This is a genomic window from Acidovorax sp. ACV02 (assembly GCF_014851475.1).
In the GTDB taxonomy this organism is placed as follows: Bacteria; Pseudomonadota; Gammaproteobacteria; order Burkholderiales; family Burkholderiaceae_C; genus Acidovorax; species Acidovorax delafieldii.
In genome coordinates, this window is record NZ_JACUZU010000005.1 from 201321 (window position 1) to 215817 (window position 14497).

The window sequence follows — 14497 nt, forward strand, 5'->3', positions numbered from 1 at the left end:
TGCCTCTGGACTGCCATGCAACTCGCTGAAATCTCCATCCGCCGGCCGGTATTTGCCACCGTGCTGTCACTGCTGGTGCTGTTGATTGGCGCGGTGAGCTTCACACGCCTGTCCGTGCGCGAATACCCCAAGATCGACGAACCCGTGGTGACCGTCAGCGTGCGGTATGCGGGCGCGTCGGCCGAGGTCATCGAATCGCAGGTGACCAAGCCGCTCGAAGACTCCATCGCCGGTATCGACGCCGTGGATGTGATCACCTCCATCAGCCGGGCCGAGCAAAGCCAGATCAGCGTGCGCTTTCGCCTGGAGAAGGACGCTGACAACGCCGCCGCTGAAGTACGCGACCGCACCGCCCGTGTGCGCAACCGCCTGCCGCTCGCGGTGGATGAGCCCGTGATTGCCAAGGTGGAGGCCGATGCATCGCCCGTGCTGTGGCTCGCCTTCAGCAGCGATACACGCAGCCCGCTGGAGATCAATGACCTGATCAACCGCATCGTCAAGCCCCGGTTGCAGACGGTGACCGGTGTGGCGGATGTGCCGATTTATGGCGAGCGCAAATACGCCATGCGCGTGTGGCTGGACCCCGAGCGCATGGCCGGCTATCGCTTGACCACGCAGGACGTGGAAGACGCCATCCGCCGCAACAATCTGGAGCTGCCAGCAGGCCGCATTGAATCGCAGCAGCGCGAGTTCAGCGTGACGTCCCAGACCGACCTGAAAACCCCGGCGCAGTTTTCCGACATCGTGATCCGCACGGTCAACGGGTTTTCGGTGCGCGTGCGTGATGTGGCCCGGGTTGAAGAAGGCCCTGCCAGCGACCGCAGCCGCGTGCGGCTCAATGGCCGCGATGCGATCTCGGTGGGTGTGATCCGCCAGGCCACGGCCAACCCGCTGGAGCTGTCCAAAGGCGTGCGCGCCATGATCCCCTTGCTCAAGGCCGACCTGCCGCCAGACATCGGCATCGACATTGCCAACGACAACTCGCTGTTCATCGACCGCTCCATCAAGAGCGTGTACTCCACCATCATCGAGGCCGTGGTGCTGGTGGCCCTGGTGATCTTTGTGTTCTTGCGCACGTTCCGTGCGTCCATCATCCCCATCATCACCATCCCGGTCAGCCTGGTGGGCAGTTTTGCGCTGATGTCGCTGGCCGGCTTTTCGATCAACACGCTCACGCTGCTGGCGCTGGTGCTGGCCATTGGCCTGGTGGTGGACGACGCCATCGTGATGCTGGAGAACATCTACCGCCACATCGAAGAGGGGCTCGACCCGTTTTCTGCCGCCATCAAGGGCGCACGCGAAATCGGCTTTGCCATCGTGGCCATGACGCTCACGCTGGTGGCGGTGTATGCGCCACTCGCATTCACACCCGGCCGCACGGGGCGCTTGTTCGTGGAGTTTGCGCTGGCGCTGGCCGGGGCCGTGGTGGTGTCGGGCTTTGTGGCGTTGACGCTCTCGCCCATGATGTGCTCGCTGCTGCTCAAGCACAACCCGAATCCCAATTGGTTTGACCGCTCCATGGAGCGTTGGCTCACCGCACTCTCGGATGCCTATGGCCGCCTGCTGCGCTGGATCGTCACGGCCCGCTGGGGTGGAGCGGGCGCGGGGCGCAGTGGCGTGCGGGGTGCGCTGTTCCAGGCCCGCTGGATCGTGCTGGGCGTCATGGCCCTCAGCGGCGCGGCGCTGGTGCTGGTGTTCCCCAGCATGCGGCAGGAGCTGTCGCCGCTGGAAGACCGGGGCACCATTTTGGCCAGTGTGACCGCGCCCGACGGCGCCACGCTGGACTACACCAACCGCTATGCGCTGGAGCTGGAAAAGATCGGCAACACCTACCCCGAATTCGACCGCGTGTTTGCCAACATCGGCAACCCCACGGTGGCGCAAGGCAGCGTCATCTACCGCACCGTGGACTGGGAAAAGCGCGACCGCACCACGCTGGCCCTGGCCAAGGAGCTCCAGCCCAAGGTGGCGGGCCTGCCCGGCGTGAATGCCTTCCTGATCACGCCGCCATCGTTGGGCCAGGGCTTTCGCTCGCGGCCACTCACCTACGTGATCCAGACCTCGGACAGCTACGAAAACCTGAGCAAGGTGGTGGCTGCCTTCATGGCCGAGATTGCGCAGAACCCCGGCATCGTGTCCCCCGACGTGGACCTGCGCCTGAACAAGCCCGAGCTGCGCATCGAGGTCAACCGTGAACGCGCCGCCGACCTGGGGGTGAGCGTGGAAGTGGTGGCAAAAGCCATCGAGACCATGCTGGGCGGCCGCACCGTCACACGTTACAAACGCGATGCCGAGCAGTACGACGTGATCGTGCAGACCGAGGCGCGGGGCCGCACCACGCCTGAAAACATCGACACCATCTATGTGCGCGGCCGCAACGACGCGATGATTCCGCTGACCAGTCTGGTCAAAGTGCGGGAGAGCGTGAGCCCGCGCGAGCTGAACCACTTTGGCCAGCGCCGCTCGGCCACCATCACGGCCAACCTGTCGTCCGACTACTCGCTGGGCCAGGCCATAACCTTCATGAACGAGACGGCGGCCAAGGTGCTCAAGCCCGGCTACACCACCGACCTGAACGACACCTCGCGGGAATTCAAGAACTCGCAGGGTGCCCTGGGCGTGGTGTTTGTGCTGGCGCTGGTGTTTATCTTCCTGGTGCTAGCGGCGCAGTTCGAAAGCTTCATCGACCCGCTCGTCATCATGGTGTCGGTGCCGCTTTCGATGATCGGCGCGCTGCTGGCGCTCAAGTGGAGCGGCGGCTCGCTCAACGTGTATTCGCAGATCGGGCTGATCACGCTCGTGGGGCTGATCACCAAACACGGCATCCTGATCGTGGAGTTCACCAACCAGCTGCGCGAAGAGGGCATGGAGATGGTGGACGCGCTGGTCAAGGCCTCGGCCCAGCGACTGCGCCCCATCCTGATGACCACGGGGGCCATGGTGCTGGGCGCCATTCCCCTGGCTTTGGCCACGGGCGCTGGCGCCGAAACGCGCACCCAGATCGGCTGGGTGATTGTGGGTGGCATGTCGCTGGGCACGCTGCTCACCATTTTTGTGGTGCCCACCATGTACACGCTGTTTGCCCGCAAGGCGGTGCCGGGGGCCAACACAGCGGTGGCCGTGGATCAGCCGGCCCACCCGCTGCACCCGCACGACTATGTGGCCAAGTAGCCTTCAGTGGGAGTGCAAAGCGAGCTGCCAAAACAGCAAAAGCAAAGCAAGACAAGAAAGGGCCCGGCAGGGCCCTTTCTGCTTTCTGTTGTGCAGTGCCAGCGTGAGGACGGTCTGGGTCCAGCGGGTTGCAGTGCGGGTGGCTTAGACCACCACCGCCTGCACCGCGTCCTGCAATTCCTGGCCGCTCTGCGGGCGCACCAGGCGCGCCACTTCCTTGCCGTCCTTCATAAAGACCAGTGTCGGCCACAGCTTCACGCCGAACGTGCGGCCCAGGCGCTGGCCAGGGCCGTCTTCCACCTTGACGTGGGCAATGTCCGCGTGGTCCTTCAGTGCGGCTTCGATCAATGGCTGGGCGCGCTGGCAGTGGCCGCACCAGGGGGTACCGAACTCGACCACCGTGGCGCCGGGCAGGCGGTCCACATCGTCTCGGGATGGGGGTTGTGCAAGGTGTTGGGCGGCGTAGGGCATGGCGTGATTCGCGGTTTGTGAACAGGGCGAGAGGCTGGTTTCAGGTTACCTTGGCGGCCGATGGCATGCACTGGCTGGCGGCGCATTGCCGTGTCAGATCACGCCCTCAAACACCATCACATCCACTGCATCGCCCACCGCCACATTGCCCTGCCCGTGGTGCAGCACGATGAGCCCGTTGGCCTGCACCATGGAGCTGAGCACGCCCGAGCCCTGGTTGCCGGTGGTGCGCACCTGCAGCGTGCCGTCGGCCGCGGTGGTGACCAGGCCACGCTGGTACTCGGTGCGACCGGGCTTCTTGCGCATGGGCTCGGTGCTGATGGCGCGCAGCAGCGGGGGCGCCGCGCGGGTGCTGCCCATCATGCGCAGCAGGGCGGGGCGCACAAAGGCGAGAAAGGTCACCATTACCGCCACGGGGTTGCCGGGCAGCCCGAAGAGCACTGCGCCACCGGGGGCTGTATTGATATCATTTTGATAGCTGTTAGAGCATGATGCACTGGCGCTTGAGGCCGAAACGGCTTGATTTTCTGCGTTGCCGATGCGCCCCACGGCCATGGGGCGGCCGGGGCGCATGGCGATGCGCCAGAAGGCCACGTCGCCCAGCTTTTTCATCATGGTGCGGGTGTGGTCGGCCTCGCCCACACTCACGCCGCCGCTGGTGATGATGGCGTCGGCCTGCTGGGCTGCCTGGCGAAAGGCGGCTTCGAGCAGTGCAGGTTCGTCGCGCACCACGCCCAGGTCAATCACCTCCACCCCCATGCGCGTCAGCAGGCCGAACACGGTGTAGCGGTTGCTGTCGTACACGGCGCCTTCGCGGGGAGCCTCGCCCAGGCTCAGGATCTCATCGCCGGTGGAGAAGTACGCCACCCGCAGTCGGCGGACCACCGTGACGGTGGGCAGGCCCAGGCTGGCCACCAGGCCCAGGGCGGCGGGCGTCAGTAGCTCGCCACGGGCCAGGGCCACGCGGCCTTCCATGATGTCCTCGCCCTTGAAGCGGCGGTTGTCTCCGGCGCGCAGCACATCGGCTGCGATGGTCACGTGGCCGTCGGCAGTGGTGGTGGTGAACTCCTGTGGCACCACGGTGTCCAGCCCGGCGGGCATGATGGCGCCGGTCATGATCTTCACGCATTCGCCTGCAGCCACCGCGCCTGCCCAGGCCTTGCCCGCCAGGGCGGTGCCCACCACGCGCAGGGTGAGCGGCTGCCCAGCCAACAGTTGCGCGCCCGCAAAAGCGTAGCCGTCCATGGCCGAGTTGTCGTGGGGCGGCACGCTGACGGGCGAGATCACATCCTGCGCCAGCACGCGGCCCAGCGCGCTGAACAGCGGCAGCACTTCGGTGGCGGTGACGGGCTCGACCAGCCGGTCCAGAAACTGGTTCACATCGGCGGCGCTCAGGGCCTGCGGGTCGTAGCCTTGCAACTCGGCGGCAATCTGGGCAATGGTTTTCATGGGTGGGATTCGCTTGAAGTCAGTGGGAGAGCAGCCGCACCATGTGCAGCTTGTCGTAGCCCACGCCATCCACCACGATGGCGTTGGGCAGCAGGCCCCAGGGGCGGAACCCGGCCTGCTCGTACAGGCGCACCACGTGCTGGTTGGACGCGGTGACGGTGAGCACCAGTTGGGTCAGCCCCGGCACCTGGCTGGCGGCCTGCACGCAGGCCTCCACCAGCATCCGGCCAACGCCCCGGCGCTGCGCAGCAGGCGACACCATCATGCCGACCACCACCGCGCAGTGGCGCTGTTTGGTGCGTTGCTCGCGCTCGCAGCCCAGGCAGCCGAGCAGCTGGCCCGCCGTGTCGAAGGCGCCCAGGAAAAACTGGCCGGACTCCAGCGCGCCGAAACGCGCCACGTACTCGCTGGCATCGCGGCCCACGGAGGATTCGTAGTCCGAGGTGAAGGCATCCGGCGCTGTGCGCAGTGCCTCGTCCCGCAAAGCCTTGTAGGCCAATGCGTCTGCGGCAACCAGGGGGCGGATCTGCACCGCGCCAGCGTCCACCGGGGGGCGACTGTTCATGGGGTTGGCGCGCGGGTCAGGCCTGGGGCGCGCTGCTGTTTTCCAGCGCGTGCAGCTCGGCCAGCGTGTTGGCGTTGAAAAAGGCCTGGGGGTTGTCGCCCGGCCGGTCGAACGGCACGATGGCGCAGCGGTGCTGGCCGGTCCACGCGTCGATCTTGCGGCCACCGGCGTGGGTGAAGGCGACCAGGCTTTCCAGCAGGTCCACGCGTAGCAGGCAGAACACCGGCTGAGGGCGCACGGTGATCTGGCCCTTGCCGTCGTCTTCCGGGGCTGCGGCCATGGCAATGTCGGCGCCCTCGGCGTCTGCCGCTGCCGCCAGGCGCTGGGCGAGGTCCAGCGGAAACAGCGGCGTGTCGCAGGGCACCGTGAGCAGCCAGGGGGTTTCGCAGCGCTCCAGCCCGGTCAGAAAGCCTGCCAGGGGCCCGGCGTAGTCGCTCAGCACGTCAGGCCACACCGGCGTGCCAAAGGCCTCGTAGGCCGCCAGATTGCGGTTGGCATTGACCATGGTGGCGCCGGTCTGCATCTGTAGCCGCATCAGCGTGTGCAAGGCCAGCGGCAGGCCGCGAAAGTTCTGCAGGCCTTTGTCCACCCCGCCCATGCGGGAGCCGCGGCCCCCTGCGAGGACCAGGCCGGTGATGTCTTGCTGATTGATCAATTGAGTTCCTGTTTTGAATGAGTTTGCTAGAGAGTCGGCGCTGTCCACAGACACAACGCTTTTTCTTTCGATATCAGCATGTTGCCGGAGCTTGACGAATAGTCTTCCTCAGACTCGCTACATGCGATCCAGCGAACCCCTTCGTAGTTTGCAACTGTTGCAGATTCCAAGCGCCATTTCAGATTCTTGAGGGACCCACGTTTGTTTTGCCACGGATCGCAGTAGTCGTTTCCGTTGTAAACCACGAGGGCGTCGATCTTGAGTGGGGTGGGAATGTCTCGCTTGAGTTCCTCGATTAAAGGTGAAGAACCGAATACCAACAGATCCCAGTCGGATTGCTCGGTAGCTCTTCCGTTAGCTTGCGATCCGATCAGCCAAACAGATGCTGGGCGATGGGCTAGACCACACAGTGCATGGATAAACGCCTGCACGTCTAGCGCTAGATCATCTACGCCCATAGCGCCGCTATCCCCCGATATAGCTCATCTCAACGCGGCGAGCACCCTGGCCGGTGTCGGCAGGCAGGCTGCTGCGCAGCTCGGAGTAGCGGTCGTTGCGCTGCTGCCAGATGGGGGCGATGGCCGAGGCAATCTCTGCATCGCTCGCGCCCCCGCGCAGCAGGCTGCGCAGGTCGTAGCCCTGGCTAGCAAACAGGCACAGGTAGAGCTTGCCTTCGGTGGACAGGCGTGCGCGGTTGCAGTCGTGGCAGAAGGCCTGGGTCACGCTGCTGATCACGCCGACCTCGCCCAGTGCGGGGTCATGCCGGCCCTTGGTATCGGCATAGCCCCAGCGCTCGGCGGTTTCTCCGGGGCTGCTCGGGTCCAGCTGCACCAGCGGCAGTTCGGCGCGCAGGCGTTCGATGAGTTCGGCAGAGGGCAGCACCTCGTCCATGCGCCAGCCGTTGGTGGCACCCACGTCCATGTATTCGATGAAGCGCAGCGTGGTGCCGGTGCCCCGAAAGTGCCGCGCCATGGGCAAGATCTCGTGGTCGTTGGTGCCGCGCTTGACCACCATGTTGACCTTGATGTGCGACAGGCCCGCCGCATGCGCGGCCTCGATGCCGGCCAGCACATCGGCCACCGGAAAGTCCACATCGTTCATGCGGCGAAAGATCGTGTCGTCCAGGCCGTCGAGGCTCACGGTCACGCGGTTCAGGCCCGCGTCCCTCAGGGCCTGGGCCTTGCGCGCGAGCAATGAACCGTTGGTAGTGAGCGTGAGGTCGGGCGCCACGCCATCCACGGTGCGCAGCTGGGCCAGTTGCGCCACCAGGTCTTCGAGGTTCTTGCGCAGCAGGGGCTCGCCGCCCGTCAGGCGGATCTTGCGCACGCCATGCGCCAGAAACAGCCGCGCCAGCCGCGTGATTTCTTCAAAGCTCAGCAGCGCCCCGTGCGGCAGGTAGGGGTAGTCCTTGTCGAACACTTCCTTGGGCATGCAGTAGTTGCAGCGGAAGTTGCAGCGGTCCGTCACGCTGATGCGCAGGTCGCGCAGCGGGCGGCCCCGCGTGTCGGTGAGTTGGCCCGTGGGGCTCACCAACCGCGCTGGCACCGTGGCTGCCAGCGCGGCCAGGCGCTCATCGACCAGCGGAATCACGCGTTCAGACATGGGTGGGCTCGTTCAGCAGGGCAGGAGGGCGCATGGCCCGCATTTTCTCACTCCAGCCAGCGCACGTTCTGCAGGATCTCGTCGAAGAAGCTGCGCAGCATCAAGGTGCTCATGCTGAAGGGGTCGAAATCGGGGGTGCTGGAGTATTTGAGGAACAGCTGCCGGTTGGCGTCCACCGAGCCCAGAAGCCCCATGGACCAGCTGGTGAAGCGGCGGTGCGGGATCTCGCCAAAGTCCAGCACGGCCGTGTCCTTGTGGCGCGTGTCCTTGAGCAGGCGGTGGTACAGCGCGTTGACCGCAGCACGATCGCCTTCGAGCTGCTGCAGGAAGATGCCGTTGTTCAGGCACAGCGCACCAGTGATGCCCGCGCGGGCATTGTTGCGCTGCGACGCGCCCAAGATGTCCTTGATGTCCGCAGGGCCGAGCACACGGGAGGTGCGGCTGGCATAGGTCAGTTGTATCAACATGTGTGTCTCCTGAACGGCGCAGTGTGTCAGGTTTGGTGCGCATCAGTGGGCCCGCCCGCCAATGACCCTGAAGATGGGTTCTGTGTCTTCGCAGGTGTGGGCCCCGCGGATGGGGGATGTTTGATCTGGCGCAGGGCGTCGAAATGCTGCGTTGCAACAATACGGGCATCCGATTTCAGGGGGTTCCCATGCCAGTTCGCGAGCTATTGAACAGGTTCTCCGCCGACGCCATGCCATGCCAGCGCCGTGTGGCGGTGCAATGGGTGGCGGCGGGCATCCTGCTGCCCACCTGGGCCAATGGGGCCCAGGCACAGATGGGATTGTCGGGGGCCATCAACTATGCGGGCTGGTTCCGTGCGCTGTCGCAACGCATGGCCAAGGCCTATTGCCAGCAGTACCTGCAGGTGCTGCCGGGCGCTGCGGTGGACGTGATGGGGCTGGCACGCAAGATGGTGCAGTCCGGCAGCAACGAGCTGGCCCGGGGCATGCAGTCAGGGCAATGGCCCGCCGATGTGGGGCGCCAACTGGCCGATGTGCAAAAGCAGTTTGCCCTGCTCAACCAGTTGACGGCAGCGCCGGCCACCCAGACCGCACTGGTCGTTGCGGCGTCCGAGCAGGCGGACCGCACGCTGCTGGTCGCGCAGACCGTGACCGAGTCCATCGAGAAGATGGCACAGGCCCCCAGCGCCCGCCTGGTCAACCTGGCGGGCCGCCAGCGCATGCTGTCGCAGCGCCTGGCCAAGAACTATTTTCTGAATGCGGCCAAGGTGGAGTCGAAGGTGGTGCAGGCCCAGCTGGTGGCCGATGCGGCCGACTTCCGGCAGGCGCTGCAGACGCTGAAAGCAGCGCCGGTGTCCACGCCCGCGATCCGCAGCGAGCTGGAGCTGGCCGACTCGCAGTGGCTGTTCTTCGACTCGGCCCTGCGCCGCCCGGCCGATGACGCAGGGCTCAGTGCCGTGGCGACCACCAGCGAACGCCTGCTGGGCGTGATGGACAAGCTGACCAGCCTCTACGAGGCCGCCCTGCGCGAGGTGCTGGGCTGAGCCGCACCGCACGGCTGGGCGCATCCGCTCAGTGGCCGCCACAGGCGGCGGGCAGCGTGAATTCCGCCAAACGGCAATCGCGCCCCACCAGCACCAGCCGCGTGTCCAGCGCGTCGAAAAATCCCGGCGGCGGGGGCAGCGGCAAGTGCTGCACGCGCTTGTGCGCGTCGATGCGGACCGCCGCCAGCTCATAGTCGCGGGCCAGGGCCATCCACAGGCCGTGCGCGCCGGCAGACTGGCGTGCGCCGGTCATGAGGCTGCGGCCAGAGTCCAGCCACCAGCGGTAGATGGCGGTGGCAATGCCCATGCGCCGGTAGCCGTGCGCTACCTTGGTGTGGGGTGCGCGCAGGTGGCGGTCGGTGCGCCGGTCCACCTCCACCAGACGGTTGAACACGGTGTAGGCCACGATGCGGTTGCGCAGCGGGTCGATGGCGTACACAAAATATTCGCCATCGGCCTCGCGCAGGCGGAACACCAGCCCGCGCACATGCAGGGGCAGCGGCTGCATCGCATCGCGCGTGCGGTGGTTGGTGCGAATGCGGTCGTACAGCGCATCGAACTCGCGCTGGATGTCGCGGCCCGACAGGTCCACGTCGATGCGCAGTTCGGTCAGCCACCGGGCCCAGCGGCCCAGCAGGCCGTGGCTGGTCGATGGCTTGGTGGTTCCGGTGGTGGTGGCATGGCCGGGCAGGGGCAGGCAAAGGGCGCTGGCCATCATGGCGTGCTCCCCGTGCCCCCGGTCCAGCAGCCGCTCAACAGGCGTGCTGGTTGTTCGCGGGCGCACACCTGGGCGCTGTGGGGCCAGTCGGGCAAGGGCACATCCAGGCCCGCATACACGCCGTAGGCGTCGCCCGCGGCAATCGTTTCACCCGCCCAGAGGCTCTCGCCCGCACGGATGGCCCCGCCGGCGTGGATGTGACCACCGGCCCGCACACCCCAGCCCACCTGCAGGTGGCCCTTGCAGTCCACATTGCCCATGGCCCACACGCCCCGGGCGGCCTGCACGGCGGCATCGGCTTGCAGATGCCCGCCCACCTTGATGCCGCCGTCGCAGCCCAGGTCGCCCACCACCCGCAGATCCTGGGCCACCCGGCAGTGGCCACCGATCTGGACGGCGGCGCCGCAGTCCAGCTCTCCGCCCACGCGCAGGCTGCCCGTGCATTGCAGCCGCTGCGCCACAGTCAGCGACCAGCCCACGCGCATATCGCCCTGCAGCCGTGCGCTGCCCTCGCAGCGCACCGCGCCCGCCACGCGCAGGTCTTCGCCCACCCGCAGCGCACCGCCCACCCGCAGGCCGCCCTGCACACTCAGGCTGCGGCCGGTGCGCAGCACACCGTCCACGTCCGCGCTGCCCCGGCAGTGCACGCTGCCGGCAAACACCAGCGCGTCGGCCTCCAGGTGGTCCACCTCCAGCACATCGTTGGTGGGGCCGAACTGGTCCAGCATCCAGCACGCGTCTTCCACGCGGCCTTCGCGCACCAGGTCGTCCAGCAGCGCCTGGTAGTTGCTGGCGCCCTCCTGGCGGCGCAGGTACCAGCGGTAACCGTCGGCACAAGGCCGCTTGGCGCGGATGAAGTGGCGGGTGATGTCGGTGGCGGCAGACGCGTTGGCGATGGCCTCATCGGCGGGCAGGCTGTGCGCAAGGGCGCATGGGGCGAGCGAAATCTCGCCCGAAGGGAACGGGGGCATGGACACTCCTGACGTCCGCGCCCCGGCGGTTGCCAAGGCGCAAGCTGGCGCTGGGCGTGGGGCCCGGCGACAAGAGGTGCGCGAAAAGAATGCGGAGGGGAGGGGGTGTCGCCGGGCTCAGGAATCTGCAGCGAGGGTGCAGAGAGCGCGGTCACCGGCCTGGAGCGTGGCCTGCGAGCGCGCGCCACGGCGCAGCGGCGCGGTGGCGCTGGCGGCTGTGGCGGCTGTGGCGGCTGTGGCGGGAGAGTGGCTCGCAAACATCGGCGGCACTATAGGCAGCAGGGCCTGCACCGTCAAATCAATCCGCACTGCCCTAGTGCGGATTGGGCCGCTCAAAAAGGGGCGTGGTGGCTGCTTCACAGAGCATGCCGCGACGCCTGTTTGTTTGCTTGCTGACTTAAACGCAGCGCCCGCCATCCACCTCAATGCACACGCCGCTGATGAACGACGCCTCTTCGCTCGCCAGGTACAGCGCGGCGTTGGCCACGTCCAGTGCGGTGGAGAAGCGGCCCAGCGGAATGGTGGCCAGGAACTTGGCGCGGCGCGCATCGTCCACCGGGCCGCCCGCAAACTCGGCGGCCAGGCCGGTGTCGGGGTTGAACACGGGGTTGATGCAGTTCACGCGGATGTTGTCGGGGCCCAGCTCAGCGGCCATGGACTTGCTCGTGATGATGACGGCGCCCTTGGAGCCGTTGTACCAGGTCAGGCCTGGGCGGGGGCGCAGCCCGGCGGTGGAGGCGATGTTGATGATGCTGCCGCCCCCCGCCTGGCGCAGTGCGGGCACGGCGTGGATGGCGCTCAGGTAGATGCTCTTCATGTTGATGGCATAGACCTTGTCGAACTCGTCCTCGCTCACTTCGAGCATGGGGCGGTTGCGGTGCGTCCAGCCTGCGTTGTTCACCACCACGTCCAGGCGGCCGTACAGGCGCACGGCTTCGTCGACCATCGCCTTCACTTCGGCGGACTTCGTCACGTCGGCTTTGAAGAAAGCGGCGGTGCCGCCGGCGGCCGTGATCTCGGCCACCACGCGCTGGCCACCGGCCTCGTTGATGTCGTTGACGATGACCTTGCCGCCTTCAGCGGCCAGGCGCTTGGCGATGCCTTCGCCAATGCCGTTGCCGGCGCCGGTGACGATGATGGATTTGTTCTGCACACGCATGGGTGTCTCCGATGGGTTGTGGTGATATATCAAAATTGATAGCTACCAGCGCATATTCAGCTAGCGCTAGCGCCCGATGGGGCTGAAATTTCAGTGGCCGAAGCTGTATCGGCCGCAGGGGCTGCCGGGGCGGGTGCCTTGGGCTCCCGGCCGTAGAACTGGGGAAAGAATTCCTTCACGCCGTTGCCGTTAAAGTCCCACCCCGTGCACTGGCCCAGATGGCGTGGCGGCTCGTCGGGGTGGCTGGCGGCAAACACGGCAGGCACTGACTGGAACGCCGCCGTGGCCAGATTGAACAGCAGCTCGCGCAGGTGCGTGCAGCTTTCCACGCCGCCCAGGTGCTTCTGGATGGCCTGGCGCCAGCCGCGTGCCATGCTGCAGCCCACCATGCGCTGCAGCGCTGCCTGGGCCTCGGTGCAGCCCTTGAGCGGGTGTGAATCCATGGACACATCCACCGCCTGCACCACCAGCTGGCGGTTCACGGTCACGCGCAGCCACATGTGGTGGATGGCTTCGCCCGCCAGGCGCGTGCGCGTCGGGTCGCGGTGCGAGGGGGCGTCGTAGGCCTTGCTGTCGTGTAGCTCGCCTTCGATGTCCCACAGGCCATCGTCGCGTTCAAAGCCCTGGTAGTTCACCCGGCGGACATGCTTCAGGGTGCGGGGGGCGGGGGGGCTCAGGGGCATGGGGAAGAAAAATCGTCGTACAGAAGCAGCCGAGGTTAGCGGGGCCTGCCCATGCCGTCGTGCGCGGGCGGGACACCTTGTGGTGCTTCAACCGTACTTGATGGCAACGGTCTTCAAGGTGGTGAAGCCGTACAGCGCCTCAAAGCCCTTTTCGCGTCCATAGCCGCTGGATTTGACGCCGCCAAACGGCAGCTCCACACCGCCGGCCGCGCCGTAGTTGTTGATGAACACCTGGCCGCTGTGCACACGCTTGGCCATGCGGAACTGGCGCGCACCATCGCGCGTCCAGATGCCGGCCACCAGGCCGAATTGCGTGGCGTTGGCCAGCTCGACCGCGTGGTCCTCGTCCTGGAAGGCCATGGCCGACAGCACGGGGCCGAAGACTTCTTCCTGTGCCAGGCGGTGGCCCACGGGCACATCGCGCAGCAGGGTCGGCGCCTGGTAGTAACCGGTCTCGGGCGCTTCGTCCACCACCACGCCCTGGGCCACCATGGGGATGCCGGCCACTTGCGCGTCCGATAAAAAGTCCCACACGCGCTGCTGCTGCGTCTGGCGGATCAGCGGGCCCACATCCAGGTCCATGGCAGCGGGGCCGACGCGCAGCTTTTCAAACGCCTTGCCCAGGCGCTCCAGCAGGGGTTCATAAATCAGCGAGTCGATCAGCACGCGCGAGCCCGCCGAGCAGGTCTGCCCGGCGTTCTGCACGATGGCGTTGATGACCACGGGGATGGCGGCGTCCAGGTCGGCGTCGGCAAAGATGATCTGCGGGCTCTTGCCGCCCAGCTCCAGCGTCACGGGGCAGTGGCGCTCGGCAGCCACCTGCTGGATCAGCGTGCCGATCTTGGGGCTGCCGGTGAAGCTGATGTGGTCGATGCCGGGGTGGCGCGCCAGCGCGTCGCCCACCTCGTGGCCGTAGCCGGTGACGATATTCAAAGCTCCGGCTGGGAACCCCACCTCGGCTGCCAGCTGCGCCACGCGGATCAGCGACAGGCAGGCGTCTTCGGCCGGCTTGACCACGCACACATTGCCCGCCGCCAGGGCGCCGCCCACGCTGCGGCCAAAGATCTGCATGGGGTAGTTCCAGGGGATCACATGGCCCGTGACGCCGTGGGGCTCACGCCAGGTCAGCACGCTGTAGCCGTCGGGGTAGGGGATGGTCTCGCCGTGGAACTTGTCGCACGCACCGGCGTAGAACTCGAAATAGCGGGCCAGCGCAATGGCGTCGGCGCGTGCTTGCTTGGTGGGCTTGCCGCAGTCGCGTTGCTCCAGCGCCGTCAGCTCGTCCGCATGCTCCAGGATCTTGGCCGAGAGCTTTTGGAGCAGGCGGCCGCGCTCCACCGGGGCCAGCTTTTGCCACACCGCGTGGTAGCACTGGCGGGCCGCATGCACCGCCGCGTCGATGTCGTCGGCGTTGCTGCGCTGGATCTCGTCGAAGGGCTGGCCGTCGGACGGGTCGATCACGGGGATCGTGCGGCCCGAGGACGAGGGCACCGAGGCGTTGGCGATGTAGTTCAGTTGCATGGCCGTCATTTTGCCCGGAAAT

General features: G+C 66.6%; 14 protein-coding genes. 2 read left to right on the forward strand and 12 right to left on the reverse strand.

The features are described 5' to 3' along the window. Nucleotides 1–15 precede the first annotated feature (15 nt). Nucleotides 16–3171: an efflux RND transporter permease subunit gene (locus tag IB236_RS13805; RefSeq protein ID WP_121943236.1), complete on the forward strand. Its 3156-nt coding sequence runs from the start codon at nucleotides 16–18 to the stop codon at nucleotides 3169–3171. A gap of 144 nt (nucleotides 3172–3315) precedes the next feature. Here IB236_RS13805 and IB236_RS13810 read toward each other — a convergent pair whose 3' ends face one another. From IB236_RS13810 to IB236_RS13840, 7 genes are all read right to left on the reverse strand, one after another. Next, nucleotides 3316–3642 carry a thioredoxin family protein gene (locus IB236_RS13810; RefSeq protein WP_192421196.1) on the reverse strand — a complete coding sequence of 109 codons (327 nt, stop codon included), beginning with the start codon at nucleotides 3640–3642 and terminating at the stop codon, nucleotides 3316–3318. 93 nt (nucleotides 3643–3735) lie between these two features. Next, nucleotides 3736–5091 (reverse strand): gephyrin-like molybdotransferase Glp, encoded by a 1356-nt coding sequence (glp, locus tag IB236_RS13815; protein WP_192421197.1) that lies wholly within the window; start codon nucleotides 5089–5091, stop codon nucleotides 3736–3738. A gap of 19 nt (nucleotides 5092–5110) precedes the next feature. Beyond that, nucleotides 5111–5656, reverse strand: coding sequence for a GNAT family N-acetyltransferase (locus tag IB236_RS13820; protein ID WP_121943233.1), 546 nt, complete (start codon nucleotides 5654–5656; stop codon nucleotides 5111–5113). 16 nt (nucleotides 5657–5672) lie between these two features. Beyond that, entirely contained in the window at nucleotides 5673–6311 is a 639-nt protein-coding gene (mobA, locus tag IB236_RS13825) for a molybdenum cofactor guanylyltransferase MobA (RefSeq protein ID WP_192421198.1), read from the reverse strand. Between the two features lie 26 nt (nucleotides 6312–6337). Next, complete coding sequence (locus IB236_RS13830) at nucleotides 6338–6769, reverse strand: nucleotidyltransferase domain-containing protein (RefSeq protein ID WP_192421199.1); 432 nt, start codon at nucleotides 6767–6769, stop codon at nucleotides 6338–6340. 7 nt (nucleotides 6770–6776) lie between these two features. Then, nucleotides 6777–7913, reverse strand: a complete 1137-nt coding sequence (gene moaA, locus IB236_RS13835; protein ID WP_192421200.1) for a GTP 3',8-cyclase MoaA — start codon at nucleotides 7911–7913, stop codon at nucleotides 6777–6779. Between the two features lie 47 nt (nucleotides 7914–7960). Beyond that, nucleotides 7961–8380, reverse strand: a complete 420-nt coding sequence (locus IB236_RS13840) for a BLUF domain-containing protein (RefSeq protein WP_192421201.1) — start codon at nucleotides 8378–8380, stop codon at nucleotides 7961–7963. A gap of 188 nt (nucleotides 8381–8568) precedes the next feature. Here IB236_RS13840 and IB236_RS13845 point away from each other — a divergent pair, with 188 nt between their 5' ends. Next, a complete protein-coding gene (locus IB236_RS13845) occupies nucleotides 8569–9423 on the forward strand; it encodes a type IV pili methyl-accepting chemotaxis transducer N-terminal domain-containing protein (RefSeq protein WP_225581148.1) in 855 nt (284 codons plus the stop codon). Between the two features lie 28 nt (nucleotides 9424–9451). Here IB236_RS13845 and IB236_RS13850 read toward each other — a convergent pair whose 3' ends face one another. The 5 genes from IB236_RS13850 to IB236_RS13870 all read right to left on the reverse strand — a co-directional run bounded on the left by IB236_RS13850 (nucleotide 9452) and on the right by IB236_RS13870 (nucleotide 14475). Then, nucleotides 9452–10138 carry a hypothetical protein gene (locus IB236_RS13850; protein WP_225581149.1) on the reverse strand — a complete coding sequence of 229 codons (687 nt, stop codon included), beginning with the start codon at nucleotides 10136–10138 and terminating at the stop codon, nucleotides 9452–9454. Continuing rightward, a complete protein-coding gene (locus IB236_RS13855; protein WP_192421203.1) occupies nucleotides 10138–11112 on the reverse strand; it encodes a polymer-forming cytoskeletal protein in 975 nt (324 codons plus the stop codon). Before IB236_RS13855 ends, IB236_RS13850 begins: the two co-directional genes overlap by 1 nt. A gap of 397 nt (nucleotides 11113–11509) precedes the next feature. After that, a complete protein-coding gene (locus tag IB236_RS13860; RefSeq protein WP_099729920.1) occupies nucleotides 11510–12271 on the reverse strand; it encodes an SDR family oxidoreductase in 762 nt (253 codons plus the stop codon). A gap of 56 nt (nucleotides 12272–12327) precedes the next feature. Then, nucleotides 12328–12954, reverse strand: a complete 627-nt coding sequence (locus tag IB236_RS13865; protein WP_056743536.1) for a DUF2889 domain-containing protein — start codon at nucleotides 12952–12954, stop codon at nucleotides 12328–12330. Between the two features lie 87 nt (nucleotides 12955–13041). Continuing rightward, a complete protein-coding gene (locus tag IB236_RS13870) occupies nucleotides 13042–14475 on the reverse strand; it encodes an aldehyde dehydrogenase family protein (RefSeq protein ID WP_056067777.1) in 1434 nt (477 codons plus the stop codon). Between the last annotated feature and the right edge of the window lie 22 nt (nucleotides 14476–14497).

What these genes read in the sequence shown, in the direction of transcription:
- IB236_RS13805 (WP_121943236.1), top strand. Translation starts at nt 16, where the DNA reads ATGCAACTCGCTGAAATCTCCATCCGCCGGCCGGTATTTGCCACCGTG.
- IB236_RS13810 (WP_192421196.1), bottom strand. Translation starts at nt 3,642, where the DNA reads ATGCCCTACGCCGCCCAACACCTTGCACAACCCCCATCCCGAGACGAT.
- glp (WP_192421197.1), bottom strand. Translation starts at nt 5,091, where the DNA reads ATGAAAACCATTGCCCAGATTGCCGCCGAGTTGCAAGGCTACGACCCG.
- IB236_RS13820 (WP_121943233.1), bottom strand. Translation starts at nt 5,656, where the DNA reads ATGAACAGTCGCCCCCCGGTGGACGCTGGCGCGGTGCAGATCCGCCCC.
- IB236_RS13830 (WP_192421199.1), bottom strand. Translation starts at nt 6,769, where the DNA reads ATGGGCGTAGATGATCTAGCGCTAGACGTGCAGGCGTTTATCCATGCA.
- moaA (WP_192421200.1), bottom strand. Translation starts at nt 7,913, where the DNA reads ATGTCTGAACGCGTGATTCCGCTGGTCGATGAGCGCCTGGCCGCGCTG.
- IB236_RS13840 (WP_192421201.1), bottom strand. Translation starts at nt 8,380, where the DNA reads ATGTTGATACAACTGACCTATGCCAGCCGCACCTCCCGTGTGCTCGGC.
- IB236_RS13845 (WP_225581148.1), top strand. Translation starts at nt 8,569, where the DNA reads ATGCCAGTTCGCGAGCTATTGAACAGGTTCTCCGCCGACGCCATGCCA.
- IB236_RS13850 (WP_225581149.1), bottom strand. Translation starts at nt 10,138, where the DNA reads ATGGCCAGCGCCCTTTGCCTGCCCCTGCCCGGCCATGCCACCACCACC.
- IB236_RS13855 (WP_192421203.1), bottom strand. Translation starts at nt 11,112, where the DNA reads ATGCCCCCGTTCCCTTCGGGCGAGATTTCGCTCGCCCCATGCGCCCTT.
- IB236_RS13860 (WP_099729920.1), bottom strand. Translation starts at nt 12,271, where the DNA reads ATGCGTGTGCAGAACAAATCCATCATCGTCACCGGCGCCGGCAACGGC.
- IB236_RS13865 (WP_056743536.1), bottom strand. Translation starts at nt 12,954, where the DNA reads ATGCCCCTGAGCCCCCCCGCCCCCCGCACCCTGAAGCATGTCCGCCGG.
- IB236_RS13870 (WP_056067777.1), bottom strand. Translation starts at nt 14,475, where the DNA reads ATGCAACTGAACTACATCGCCAACGCCTCGGTGCCCTCGTCCTCGGGC.